This is a genomic window from Oleiphilus sp. HI0066 (assembly GCF_001635725.1).
The window spans coordinates 64,437-78,025 of the sequence record NZ_LWFH01001089.1; the positions used below are offsets into that span (position 1 = coordinate 64,437).

14 protein-coding genes are annotated in these 13,589 nt (G+C 44.3%); 5 read left to right on the forward strand and 9 right to left on the reverse strand.

Translation table 11 applies throughout. The features are described 5' to 3' along the window. Positions 1-61: 61 nt before the first annotated feature. From purM to A3738_RS14040, 3 genes are read left to right on the forward strand one after another with little or no spacing between them, the layout of a single operon-like run. Entirely contained in the window at positions 62-1,102 is a 1,041-nt protein-coding gene (gene purM / locus A3738_RS14030; protein ID WP_068479402.1) for a phosphoribosylformylglycinamidine cyclo-ligase, read from the forward strand. A 6-nt stretch (positions 1,103-1,108) separates the two neighbouring features. Then, a complete protein-coding gene (gene purN / locus A3738_RS14035; RefSeq protein WP_068479400.1) occupies positions 1,109-1,786 on the forward strand; it encodes a phosphoribosylglycinamide formyltransferase in 678 nt (225 codons plus the stop codon). 32 nt (positions 1,787-1,818) lie between these two features. Next, positions 1,819-2,532, forward strand: coding sequence for a DUF3108 domain-containing protein (locus A3738_RS14040; protein WP_068479398.1), 714 nt, complete (start codon positions 1,819-1,821; stop codon positions 2,530-2,532). Positions 2,533-2,545: 13 nt separating this feature from the next. On the opposite strand, the gene recJ is transcribed toward A3738_RS14040, so the two are convergent. From recJ to ffh, 9 genes are all read right to left on the reverse strand, one after another. Further along, the gene (gene recJ / locus A3738_RS14045) at positions 2,546-4,273 is read right to left on the reverse strand and encodes a single-stranded-DNA-specific exonuclease RecJ (protein ID WP_068479396.1); all 1,728 of its coding nucleotides are present in this window, start codon (positions 4,271-4,273) and stop codon (positions 2,546-2,548) included. 65 nt (positions 4,274-4,338) lie between these two features. Continuing rightward, the gene (gene thrC, locus A3738_RS14050) at positions 4,339-5,733 is read right to left on the reverse strand and encodes a threonine synthase (protein ID WP_068479394.1); all 1,395 of its coding nucleotides are present in this window, start codon (positions 5,731-5,733) and stop codon (positions 4,339-4,341) included. Positions 5,734-5,744: 11 nt separating this feature from the next. Continuing rightward, the gene (locus A3738_RS14055) at positions 5,745-7,046 is read right to left on the reverse strand and encodes a homoserine dehydrogenase (protein WP_068479392.1); all 1,302 of its coding nucleotides are present in this window, start codon (positions 7,044-7,046) and stop codon (positions 5,745-5,747) included. A 177-nt stretch (positions 7,047-7,223) separates the two neighbouring features. Next, the gene (locus A3738_RS14060) at positions 7,224-7,973 is read right to left on the reverse strand and encodes a DsbC family protein (protein ID WP_068479390.1); all 750 of its coding nucleotides are present in this window, start codon (positions 7,971-7,973) and stop codon (positions 7,224-7,226) included. Between the two features lie 148 nt (positions 7,974-8,121). Further along, on the reverse strand, positions 8,122-8,478 hold the full coding sequence (gene rplS, locus A3738_RS14065) for a 50S ribosomal protein L19 (RefSeq protein ID WP_068479388.1): 357 nt from the start codon (positions 8,476-8,478) through the stop codon (positions 8,122-8,124). A 44-nt stretch (positions 8,479-8,522) separates the two neighbouring features. Beyond that, entirely contained in the window at positions 8,523-9,275 is a 753-nt protein-coding gene (gene trmD / locus A3738_RS14070; protein WP_068475552.1) for a tRNA (guanosine(37)-N1)-methyltransferase TrmD, read from the reverse strand. Positions 9,276-9,281: 6 nt separating this feature from the next. Further along, on the reverse strand, positions 9,282-9,806 hold the full coding sequence (gene rimM, locus A3738_RS14075) for a ribosome maturation factor RimM (RefSeq protein ID WP_231876511.1): 525 nt from the start codon (positions 9,804-9,806) through the stop codon (positions 9,282-9,284). 22 nt (positions 9,807-9,828) lie between these two features. Continuing rightward, positions 9,829-10,074 carry a 30S ribosomal protein S16 gene (gene rpsP / locus A3738_RS14080; protein ID WP_068475547.1) on the reverse strand — a complete coding sequence of 82 codons (246 nt, stop codon included), beginning with the start codon at positions 10,072-10,074 and terminating at the stop codon, positions 9,829-9,831. 165 nt (positions 10,075-10,239) lie between these two features. Continuing rightward, positions 10,240-11,628 carry a signal recognition particle protein gene (gene ffh / locus A3738_RS14085; RefSeq protein WP_068479386.1) on the reverse strand — a complete coding sequence of 463 codons (1,389 nt, stop codon included), beginning with the start codon at positions 11,626-11,628 and terminating at the stop codon, positions 10,240-10,242. A 100-nt stretch (positions 11,629-11,728) separates the two neighbouring features. Here ffh and A3738_RS14090 point away from each other — a divergent pair, with 100 nt between their 5' ends. Both A3738_RS14090 and A3738_RS14095 read left to right on the forward strand, forming a co-directional pair. After that, complete coding sequence (locus tag A3738_RS14090; RefSeq protein WP_068476074.1) at positions 11,729-12,508, forward strand: inner membrane protein YpjD; 780 nt, start codon at positions 11,729-11,731, stop codon at positions 12,506-12,508. A gap of 79 nt (positions 12,509-12,587) precedes the next feature. Next, positions 12,588-13,589 (forward strand): HlyC/CorC family transporter (locus A3738_RS14095; RefSeq protein WP_197473859.1); only part of this gene is annotated, 1,002 nt, incomplete at its 3' end.

Below are 13,589 nucleotides of genomic sequence, written 5' to 3' on the forward strand. Positions count from 1 at the left end.
CCCCTTAATCCTACCTGTAAACTCTCGACCTTTGATCACACACGTGCGAGTTCCCTTCATAATGTCTGAGAAATCCCTAAGTTATAAAGACGCTGGCGTTGATATTGATGCTGGAAATCAATTAGTAGATAGAATCAAAAACGTTGCAAAGAAAACTACCCGTCCAGGGGTTTTAGGCGGGCTAGGTGGATTTGGCGCCTTGTTTGAAGTTCCCAAGAACTACAAAGAGCCAGTGCTCATTTCGGGCACAGATGGCGTTGGAACTAAATTACGCTTGGCCATGGATCTCAATAAGCACGATAGCATCGGTATCGATTTAGTTGCTATGTGTGTCAACGATCTTATCGTAGCTGGCGCAGAGCCTCTATTCTTCTTAGATTACTATGCAACAGGAAAACTGAACATAGATGTAGCTGAGCAAGTAGTCAGTGGTATCGGTGAAGGCTGTTTACAGTCAGGCTGCGCACTTGTTGGCGGTGAAACCGCAGAGATGCCCGGCATGTATCACGGTGATGATTACGACTTAGCAGGATTCTGCGTAGGCGTTGCCGAAAAATCACAACTCATAGATGGCTCAAATGTTCGCCAAGGTGATGCACTTATCGGCCTCGCTTCAAGTGGCCCACACTCTAATGGATACTCGCTTATCCGCAAGATCATTGAAGTATCTGGCGCAGACGTTTCAGCGCAGTTAGATGATGGCCAAGTCATTGCCGACGCATTGATGCAACCAACGCGCATATACGTGAAGAATTTGCTTTCACTTATCTCAGACTTGCAAGTAAATGCCCTATCGCACATCACCGGCGGCGGCTTACTAGAAAACATCCCACGCGTGTTGCCCGACAGCTGTAAAGCCGTCATTAATAGCTCTTCATGGGAGCTTCCGCCAATCTTTCAGTGGCTGCAAGCCAACGGTAACGTTGATGCGACCGAAATGTATCGAACCTTCAACTGCGGTGTGGGTATGGTGGTTTGCGTACCTCAAGATCAAGCCGACGCGGCAGTCAACAAGCTCAATGAACTAGGCGAACAAGCTTGGTTAATTGGTCTAATTGAAGACAAAAGTGACGACGAAGAAGCCGTTGAATTAAGAGGCTAAGAAAAAATGGAAGCGGAACCAGCACCTCTACCAAAAGCTGTCGTCCTTATATCTGGAAATGGTTCAAATCTTCAAGCCATTATTGATGCATCAAGCTCTGGCGAACTCCCTTTAGACATCTGCGCCGTTATCTCGAACGTGCCAGATGTAAAGGGACTAGAACGCGCGGCAGATGCAGAAATCAAAACGCATGTAATTGAGCACAAAAAATATCCTCAACGAGAATTATTTGACGTACAGTTGATTCGCCAAATAAACGAATACCAGCCGGATATAGTCATACTTGCCGGCTTTATGCGCATTTTGAGCAAAGATTTTGTAAACCAATATCTGGGCAAACTTGTAAATATTCACCCGTCGCTACTTCCTCTTTATCCTGGACTTAACACGCACAAAAGAGCGCTAGAAAATCAGGATGCTGAGCATGGCGTCACAGTGCATTATGTTGTCCCAGAACTAGATGCGGGGCCGAATATCATTCAAGCTAAGGTTGACGTTTCTGCAACAGAGACTCAAGAATCGCTTGCAAAAAAAGTTCAAGAACAAGAGCACATTATTTACCCAATTGCACTAAAATGGATGGCAGAGGGTCGCTTGTCACTTGACGGAAACAATGTATACCTCGACTCTCAGGAAATCCCAGGTTCGGGCTTAATATTGGATAACAAGCGCACACTGCATTAAATACAAATAGCTGAAGATTAAAGGGAGTTGGTATGAAACAGTTCATTTGCGTATTAACGAACCTAATAGCATTGTCATGCTATGCAGAAACGACCTCCCTCTCATCCCATCAGTTAGTCCCACATAAAGCCCATTATGAAGCGCACATTGATCACGGATTATCGCTCAGCGGGACAGCAACGAGAGAGCTACGCAAATTAGAGAATGACGCCTGGCTTTACACGTTCTATGTCGACACGCTACCGGCAACAATCCATGAACAATCGACCTTTTCTATCACTGATCAAATGATCACTCCCTCTTTGTATAGCTACGCCCTCGAAGGAACATTCATAAAAAACCGCTATCAACGTGTTGAATTTTTTGACGACACGAAAATCAAAGAACGCTACAAGAAAAAAGAATGGACTTACACTAACGCAGGACCAACCTTAGATCGATTAAGCTACCAACTTCAAATACAGCTCGACAATGCATTTTCAAACGCCGACGAATTTGACTATCAAGTCGCTCATAAAGGCAGCATCAGGAAATATCGTTTTAAAGCAATTGGAGAGCAAACAATTGAAACTAAGATTGGCACAAAGACAGCGACGATAATCGAAAAGGTTCGTGAAGGAGAAGCCCAGAGAGAAACAAAGTTCTGGATCGATACCGAATCACCATATGCCCTTTTGAAGTTCATTCAAACAGAGTCAGATGGCGAGAAGTACGAAATCAACATCACGCGTTTAGAAACAAACTAAGCGCAGCTATTTTTTAGTCTACTGGCTCGATGTAATCAATCATTAATTGAACGCTCCGTCGCCCCCTAAATTCATTGATTGAAGGACGAAATACTAAACGAATATTAGTGAGATCTTCCGAGCAATAGGGGCTTGAAAACTGAATAGCATCGAATAGCTCGCCACCTTCAAACTCAACAACAAGCTTTAGGTGTTTCTCTTTTAATACGCGCTTCTGCACAACCCTTACTTGTGCATCGAAACAAGGCTCTGGAAACTTTTGCCCCCACGGCCCTGCACGTTCAATTTGCTCGACATTTGAAATTGTCAGCGCTGCTGGATCGAGCTCACCATCCGTATAAATGATCGCCTCAAGATCCTCTTCACCGAGCAAAGATTCAACAACATCCTGGAAAGCTGATTCAAATACACTTAATTTAGCTACCTCGATACTCATACCTGCGGCCATGGCATGACCACCGAACTTAACTAAAACGTCTGGATACTTTTTCGCAACGACATCTAAGGCATCGCGCATATGCAAACCAGGAATAGAGCGTGCAGACCCCTTCAATATATTGATCTGATCAGGGTCATCGCTCTCAGGTGCAAACGCGACAACAGGACGATGAAACTTTTCTTTCACGCGAGAAGCCAGAATACCAATCACACCTTGATGCCAGTGCTCTTCATATAGCACAAAGGCCTTTGGAGGCTGGTCTATATTGATTTGGGAAAATGCCGCATCGGCGTCTCTTCGCATATCTTCCTCAATATGCTTGCGCTCCTGATTCAAGCCATTCAAAACCTGAGCACGTTGACGCGCATCAAGCATGTCTCGCGAAAGCAAACATTCAATACCTGTCGACATATCATCTAATCGCCCCGCCGCGTTTAAACGAGGACCAACCGCAAAACCAAGATCACTTGTAACAGCTGTTTCGTAATTCCGACCTGCAACCTCAAATAACGCCAAAATACCCGGCCGTGCTTTACCCGCACGAATTCGCCGCATACCCTGCTCTACGAGGATTCGATTATAAAAATCCAGAGCAACCAAGTCAGCCACCGTACCTAATGCCACAAGATCAAGATATGCAGCCATATTTGGCTCAACAAGGTTCTTATCTTGAAACCAATTGATCGTACGGAGAGAGGCTCGTAATGCGGACATCACATAAAAAATAACACCCACACCAGCCATATTCTTAGAGGGAAAGTTGCAACCGTACTGAGCCGGATTCACAATCGCGTCTGCATCTGGAAGTTCGTCGCCAGGTAAATGGTGATCAGTGACAATAACCTTAATACCCAAGGCATGCGCGCGCGCAACACCTTCGTGACTAGATATCCCATTATCAACCGTTACTATTAGAGTAGGATTTGATTGAGCGGCCAGATCAACAATTTCAGGCGTTAGCCCATAACCAAATTTAAAGCGATCAGGAACAAGATAATCGACATTATTCGCCCCAAACTCACGCAACGCCTCGTAGGCTATGGTCGTGCTTGTGGCACCATCAGCGTCGAAGTCCCCTACAATGACAATCCGTCCATTAGCAGACAAGACATCAACAAGCAGAGCTACGGCGGTATCGAGACCTTTCAGCTTAGCAGCACTTGCCATTGACTTAAGCTGAAGACTTAGCTCATCAGCAGAAACAACACCGCGTGCAGCATAAATTTTTGATAAAAACTCTGGTATGTCGGGGAGTGATTTATAATTTTCTGGAAGAGCCCGCTGGACTATCTTTCGCTGCATAAGCGCAACTCAATGAGGAATGGAGAAAAGGCGCAGCACGGCTGCTACGCCTGATTTAACAATAATTACGTACGGCGATGCTCTACAACATATTCTTGGATTTTTGAAATGTCGTTATCAAGCACATCATAGCGCTCTTCTCGATCAAATAAATCTGCCATATGGATCGGCAACGCAGGAGAAACGTCAACGCCAGATTTCTCTACAGCCTCAGGAAACTTAACAGGATGCGCAGTACCAAGTGTTACCATCGGAATTGCTTGATCACGACGTGTCTTGCGCGCAGCATCAACGCCGATAGCCGTGTGAGGATCAAGTAAGTATTCTGTTGCTTCAAATACCTCTTTGATCACAGCACAAGTACGATCGTCATCAACCGCACAACTATCGAACAAGCTACGAGCAGAATTCCAACGCTCTTCTTCAATAGAGCCCGACTCTGTTTTCCACTTAACCATCAAATTAGCTAGAGTTTTGCCATCTCGACCATACAGATCAAACAATAGACGCTCAAAGTTACTCGACACCATGATATCCATGCTTGGCGATAATGTTTTGTGAAGCGGCTCTAACGCATAATGATTCTTGCTGATAAATCGGTGCAAAATATCATTACGATTCGTCGCGACAACCAATTGGTTAATCGGCAATCCCATATTTCTCGCCAGATAGCCGGCAAAAATATCACCAAAATTTCCTGTCGGAACCGAAAATGAAACACTTCGCGACGGGCCACCTAGAGCTAATGAAGCACTAAAGTAGTATACGATCTGCGCCATAATTCGTGCCCAGTTAATAGAATTAACCGCAACAAGACGCGTCCCTTCAAGGAAGGATTGATCCGCAAAACTTTCTTTAACCATGTTTTGACAGTCGTCAAAATTACCTTCAACAGCGATATTAAATACATTGTCAGCAATGATGGTCGTCATTTGTTTACGCTGAACATCCGACACTCGGTTATGAGGATGAAGGATAAAAATATCTACATTGTCACAGTGGCGACAACCTTCAATAGCTGCTGAACCAGTATCACCAGAGGTCGCTCCCATGATAACTACTCGTTCATCACGACGCTTTAAAACATAATCTAGTAAACGCCCTAGCAATTGCAGAGCAAAATCTTTAAAAGCTAATGTTGGACCACGAAACAACTCCATGACCCACTCATTACTATCAATTTGAACTAGCGGGGCGACACTCTTGTGATCGAATACCACGTAAGTCTCATTGATCATCGCCTTAAAATCGTCAGAAGGAATAGAACCTTCTACGAACGGGTACATGACTTTGTAAGCAAGTTCAGAATATGGAAGACCACGCCACGAAGCGATTTCTTCTTGGGTAAAACGTGGCAATGATTCAGGAACATACAAGCCGCCATCACTAGCCAAGCCAGCAAGCAATACGTCTTCAAAATTTAAAGCAGGAGCTTCACCACGAGTACTGATATATTTCATTTTTCTACCTATTAAAACTGCGCTACACGATGCTTAACAACCACACCTGCTGTATTTGAAAGTTGCTCGATCTCACTAATTGCCAGATTCACGACATCTTCTTTTACTTCATGAGTGAGCATAATTACGGGCGTCATATCACCAACCTGCTCGTTTTCTCGCTGGGTAATCGAATCAATATTGATCCCGTGCTTACTCATAATGCTAGTAATCGATGCAAGAGCTCCCGGTGCATCCGTAGCCATCACTCGCAAATAAAACGGACATACAACATCACCAATTTCAATGATGCTGGTATCCTTGAGAGCTTCCGCTTCGAACCCTAAGCCCGGAACAATCGGTTTAGCGCCGGCAACTAAAGCACGCGCCACATCTACTACATCAGCTATCACTGCTGAAGCTGTTGCTTCTGATCCAGCCCCTGCCCCATAGTAAAGTGTGTCACCAACTGCATCACCCGTAACAACTACAGCATTCATTACGCCGTCGACCTTTGATATCAACGCAGACTTAGAAATTAACGTCGGGTGAACGCGAAGTTCGACGCCATCTCCGCGTTTCTTAGCGATCCCAAGGTGTTTGATCGTATAACCAAGTTCCTCAGCATAATTAACGTCATCTGTAGAAACCTTACTAATCCCCTCGGTAAACGCTTTTTTAAATTGAAGAGTGATACCAAAAGCCGCTGATGCCAGAAGAACAAGCTTATGAGCCGCGTCAATTCCTTCGACATCGAACGTTGGATCTGCTTCAGCATATCCAAGAGCCTGAGCCTCTTTCAAAACGTCCTCGAAGTCTCGACCTTTATCGCGCATTTCAGTAAGAATAAAATTACCGGTACCGTTGATAATACCTGCAACACTTGAAATATCATTGGCCGCCAAGCCTTCGCGTACCGATTTAATAATCGGGATACCACCTGCAACGCTCGCTTCGTAACAAAGACTAACTCCCGCAGAATTAGCCAAAGCAAATAGTTCATTGCCGTGCTCTGCAATCAAAGCCTTGTTAGCCGTTACAACGTGCTTACCTGCCTGAAGAGCCGTCTCTACTAACTCTTTTGCAGGGCTGTAGCCGCCAATCAACTCAAGCACAACATCTACTTCGGGGTTTGTTACAACAGCGTTCAAATCCGTTGTAAAGTCGATACCTGTCAAATCACAATTGTCTTTCTTCGTGCGCGAAGCAATCTGAATAATTTCAATCGAGCAACCCGTGCGTGCTGAAATCTCTTCACGATTTCGATTTAAAACATTAACCACGCCACTCGCTACAGTACCAAGACCGCATATGCCCAATTTGAGTGTTTTCAAAACACGTACCTCTTAAATCAACTGAAAGCTAAAAAACTAGCCCTTAAAACGGGCGCATAGTATAACGGGTAGAAGGGACAAAAAGAATGGAATCAATGATTTAAAACGCGCTTTTTAGCGAGAGTTTGACATGGTTAGAAACTAAGCCGAGACAAACAGTCCCGGCCTAATGCGTAATTAAATACCTAAACGTTCGGCAAATTGCTCAGCAGGCATATAGCCAGGAATTAAGGTGCCACCCTCTAAAACAATAGCGGGCGTTCCAGTCACACCAAATTGCTGCCCTAACCGATACTGCTTAGCGACAGGATTTTTACAACTAGCCACATCATTTAGACGACCAGTACTTCGATTAACTTTTGAATCTAGACGACCCTCTTTTGCCTCATTCATTGCCTCAAGCGAATCGTCGGCACACCATACGGACGTTAATTTATCATAAGACGCACTGTTAACACCGGCGCGAGGGAAGCTCATATAGCTCACCGTTATACCCAACTCATTCATTTTAGGTATTTCCCGATGCAGCTTTCGACAGTAACCACAATCAATATCAGTAAAGACTTTAATTTGGGCCTTTTCCTCACCTTTAGCCTTGTAAGTGATCAGCTCCGAAGCTTCGATCGATTTCAACAACTCACCACGCTTTGCCTGACGCTCTTTTTCACTAATATTCTCAAGTCGACCACCAATTGTGCTGTACAACTCGCCTGTAAAAAAATACTCACCGTTACTTGAGACAAAAATCGCCTGCCCACTTTGATCATGAACTTGATAGATACCGCCAACTGGCGTTTCAGCAACCGAAACAACCTCCAATTGCGGGACAGCTTTTTTCAAGGCCGACTCAATATTTTGTTCAACTTCAGCGATAGCGAACACCGGCATGCAAGCGAATAAAAGACCACATATATTACTTAACTTCATAACAACCCCATTTAAATTTATCCCTTATATGATCACATGCATCAGAGAACGTTCAATATCTTATAAATAAAAACTACGAACAAGGATCACCTAACCGTAAACGCAAAAAACCCCGACGAGTCGGGGTTTTTTATAAATCAATATAAACTTAGTTAAGCTTCTCTTTGATACGTGCAGCCTTACCACTAAGCTCACGCAAGTAGTACAACTTAGCCTGACGAACATCACCACGACGCTTAACAGTAATGCTATCAACTAGCTTACTGAAAGTCTGGAATGTACGCTCTACACCTACACCGTAAGAGATTTTACGAACAGTAAAAGAAGAGTTTAAGCCACGATTACGCTTAGCAATAACGACACCTTCGAACGCCTGAAGACGCTCACGGTTACCTTCCTTAACTTTAACCTGGATTACAACAGTGTCACCTGGGCCAAACTCAGGCACTTCTGTTGTCATTTGCTCAGCTTCAATTGCGCTGATGATGTTGTTCTTGCTGCTCATTTTACTCTCCAAAAATTGAGTAGATCAGGTTATCTCAACCTTACCTACCGATTCACGTCTTTTAAAAACTCTTCCAAAAGCTGTTGCTGCTCTTGGTTCAATTCAATTTTGTCGAGCAAGTCAGGTCGTCGCTCGTACGTTCTTGCAAGTGACTGACTTAATCGCCACTTGCGAATTTTTTCATGATCACCCGATAACAATACCGAGGGAACCACTTCTCCTTCAAGCACTTCAGGCCTCGTATAGTGAGGACAATCAAGCAAACCATTCGCAAAAGAATCTTCTTTTGCAGATTCTGTATGACCAAGCACTCCTTCTAAGTGCCTGCTCACCGAATCCATAACAACTAGTGTAGCTAACTCTCCACCGCTCAACACATAATCACCGATCGAAACTTCCAAATCGATATGCGTCTCTATTAAACGCTCATCAATTCCTTCATAACGACCCGAGACCAGCACTAAAGAAGGTTCTTGAGCCAACTCTCTAGCAAGCTTGTCATCTAGCCTCTTACCTTGAGGAGACAAGTAAACCACTTTAGGCGCAGACTTACCTTTTCGCTCAGCTTCGGCTTTAGCAAACTCAATTGCATCACGCAAAGGCTGAACCTTCATAAGCATTCCCGGACCGCCCCCGTAAGGTCTGTCATCCACGGTTTTATGCTTGTCGTGTGCAAAATCTCTAGGATTCACCAAGTCTAACTCGACCAATCCTTTACTGACCGCGCGTCCAAATACGCCCGATACAGAAAATGGTTCAAACATTTCAGGAAAAAGACTAACTAGTCCGAACCACATAAACGCTTAGAACTCTGGATCCCAGTCCACGGTCATTTGAGATAACTCAAGATCTACCGACTTAACAACCTGATCCGGCAAATAAGGAACTAGCCGCTCTTTTGCATCCAAGCTGCCTTCACACTTACGAATAACTAGCACGTCATTTGAGCCAGTTTCCATCAAGTGATGAACTTTACCCAGAAGCTGACCCTCTATAGTAAGCACTTTTAGACCTTCTAACTGATGCCAATAAAAGTCACCAGCTTCCAGCTCGGGCAGCGATGCAACATCAATTTTAATATATGACTCTGCAAGCTCTTTAGCCTGATCACGATCATCATACCCATCGATGTGTGCAACTAATCCATTGCCATGAACCTTACACTGCTTAACCTTTACATCCTGTGTCTTACCACACTTTTGCAAAGACCAAACTTTATATTTTGCTAGGTTCTCTTTTGGCTGAGTATATGAAAACACTTTCACCCAACCTTTGACGCCGTAAACAGACGTCACTTTGCCCATAATGGTTTCGTTATTGGAACTCACAACGGGCCTCCGCTAAAACGACTTAAGCCGCTTTAGCGTCTTTTAGTAAAGTTTTAACGCGATCAGAAATTTGAGCACCTTGACCTACCCAGTACTCAACACGTTCTGCATCAACACGCAAACGCTCTTCTTGGCCACGTGCAACAGGGTTGAAGAAACCAACACGCTCGATAAAACGACCATCGCGAGATGAACGGCTGTCTGCCACAGTTAAGTGGTAGAATGGGCGCTTCTTAGAGCCACCACGAGATAAACGGATTTTAACCATTTTGCTAATACATCCTGATAAACAGTTTAACTATATAAAGCCCCCATACAGCAAATGCATTAACTGAGGGACTCGAAAGGGCGCGTATTCTATAGCAATACTACGAAATTGAAAACACCCATTTACATTTTTACGCTTCTTTTCAATTAACTAAGCGTTAGATAGCTAGAAACGACCGAAAGGACCGCCGCCACCGCCGGGCGGCATCATCCCCTGCATCCCTCTCATCATATTCGCCATTCCGCCTTTTTTGCTAAATTTCTTCATCATTTTAGCCATCTGCTTATGTTGCTTTAAAAGACGATTCACATCTTGGATCTGAGTTCCAGAGCCCGTTGCTATCCGGCGCTTTCTGCTATTATTGATGGAATCTGGGTATCGACGCTCTTTTGGCGTCATCGATGAAATGATCGCTTCTAACTGCCCTAAAGACTTATCGTTTACTTGGGACTGCGCGGCCTGTGCCATCTGTCCCATTTGCCCCATACCAGGAAGCTTATCGAGCAGACCAGCTACACCACCCATATTTTTCATTTGCAGGAGCTGATCTCTAAAATCTTCCAAATCAAAGGTTTTACCTTTCTTTATCTTCTTAGTCAGCTTGTCCGCTTTCTTTTTATCAAGCTTTCTTTCTGCATCCTCGATAAGACTGAGTACATCACCCATTCCAAGAATTCTTGATGCGAGACGATCAGGATAAAAAGGCTCTAGCGCGTCAATCTTCTCGCCAACACCCATAAACTTGATAGGCTTACCAGTAATCGCTCTAACCGATAACGCTGCACCACCGCGCGCATCACCATCTGTCTTTGTAAGAACAACACCCGTCAGCGGAAGCGCATCGTTAAATGCTTTCGCTGTATTCGCAGCATCCTGACCGGTCATCGAATCAACTACGAATAAGGTTTCGACAGGGTTAACTGATGCGTGAAGGTCAGCTATTTCAGCCATCATCTCTTGATCAACCGCCAATCGGCCAGCTGTATCGACAATCAGCACATCCATAAATTTAAGCTTTGCTTCAGCAATAGCCGCCTCAGCAATAGCTACAGGCTTTTGGTCCGCTGTACTTGGGAAGAATGTAGCACCAACTTCACCAGCAAGCGTTTCCAATTGTTTGATTGCCGCCGGACGATAGACATCAGCACTAACGACCATTACTTTTTTCTTCTCTCGCTCTGAGAGATATCTCGCCAATTTAGCTACCGAGGTTGTTTTACCCGCACCCTGCAGACCAGCCATTAAAACGACTGCTGGCGGCTGAGCATTTAGACTAAGCCCTTCAGACTTTGCCCCCATCACAGCCGTAAGCTCGTCATTAACAATTCGAATAAATTCTTGCCCTGGCGATAGACTTCTCATCACCTCTTGACCAAGAGCTCTAGTGCGAACCTGCTCAACAAAATCTTTCACCACAGGCAAGGCTACATCCGCCTCGAGCAAAGCCATCCTTACTTCGCGTAACGTACCCTTGATGTTGTCGTCAGTTAATTTTGCCTGACCAGTGACCTTTTTAAGACTTTCGGAAAGCCTTTCGCTAAGATTCTCAAACATGTTTTATAGCTCTAATGATTATTGCCAAGTATTCGCAAACAGCGCATTATAACGACAATCAAAATTAATTAAATCGAAAGTCTCAGACTAACGCAGTTAAATGAACGCATCTTTACTCGCTTTGATAGCAATATGCCTCTATTTACTAGGCTCAGGCTTCAAAGCCATACAAATTATAAGAAAATCTGCGCCACGCAACATCATCCCAATCACTAGTGGACTGGTTGCTGCAATAGCTCAAGCAAGCAGTATCGTAATTAGTTTCGGCCAACACCAATCATTCGACCTCGTCCATAGTACGGCCATCATTACGTGCATATCAGTCGTTGTATTTATCATATTTGCAACGCGTAAACCGATACATAATATGCTGCTTATCATGTATCCAGCTGCCGCACTCAGCATGATTAGCATGCTTGCAATTCGTCCGGATGACGCCCCGAATCAACTTGATAACGGAATTTTAGTGCATATCGCATTGTCTATTTTGGCCTATAGCATTCTATGCTTGGCCTCCGTACAAGCAATCTTTGTTGTTTACCGTAACCGACAGCTTAAATCACACCTACATTCGAATAGCTCTCTCCCACCATTACTCGTAATGGAAAGCACCTTGTTTGATTTGTTAAGAATAGGCACCTTATTCCTTGCTATAGCGATCACTCTAGGCTTCATATTCGTGCATGATCTCTTCGCGCAACATCTTGCACACAAAACATTCTTCTCTTTAGTTTCTTTGGTGCTGTTCGGCGTACTGTTGTTCGGCAGACGCCAATATGGTTGGAGGGGCTCACTCGCAGCAAGCCTTACCTTATGGGGCACAGGGTCGTTAATGCTTGGTTTTTTTGGCACCAAGATAGTTCTTGAATCTATACTGTAATTTCTTTTTCTAGCAACCGAGCTTTACCTTGAACGAAACTTCCCTTACCTGGCTATTTGGCTCCCTTGGCGTTCTTATAATGTTGTCCGGCTTTTTCTCAAGTTCCGAAACAGGAATGCTGTCACTCAACAAGTACCGTCTTAAGCATCTAAAGAAACAAGGACATAAAGGCGCAAACAAAGCGAGCGACCTGCTCGACCGCACAGATCAACTTATCAGCGTTATTTTGATCGGCAATAATTTCGTAAACATACTTGCCTCTTCAATTGCTACAGTTATCGCAATCCGTCTCTGGGGTGATGCAGGTATTGCGATCGCAACCGCGTTACTTACGCTAACCATTTTAATTTTCGCCGAAATCACTCCAAAAACATTTGCAGCTTATCACCCAGAAAAGATAGCGTTTCCAGCAGCCCACATTCTCAAGCCACTCCTAAAACTGCTATACCCTGCTGTTTGGTCTGTAAACCTAGTCACCAACAACCTATTAAAAATACTGGGCATTAATACCTCAGCGCAGACTGAGAACCATATAACGAGAGAAGAGCTAAAAACACTCGTCCATGAAGCTGGCAATAAAATCCCTCGCTCTCACCAAGACATGCTGATCAGTATCCTTGATCTAGAGAAAGTAACTGTCAACGACATCATGATTCCTAAGAATGAAGTGATTGGACTAGATATTGAAGACAACCTAGATGATTTGATCGAACAAGCTAGAAGCTCGCAACACACTAGGCTCCCCGTCTACAAGGGAGACATCAACAACATAATTGGTGTACTCCACCTGCGAAACATGACAAAAGTTTTGTCTCATGCTGAGCCAAATAAAGCAGCACTACTGCAGGCATGTCGTGAGCCCTATTTTATCCCCGAAAGTACTCCGCTAAACCATCAGTTACTTCAATTTCAAAAAGCAAAACGCAGAATCGGCATTGTGGTTGATGAATATGGTGATGTTCAGGGACTTGCAACAATGGAAGATATCTTAGAAGAAATTGTTGGGGAGTTCACAACGGACTACTCTACAACCAGCAGCTCAGATATCACTGCGCAAGAGGACAGCAGCTTCCTTATTGAT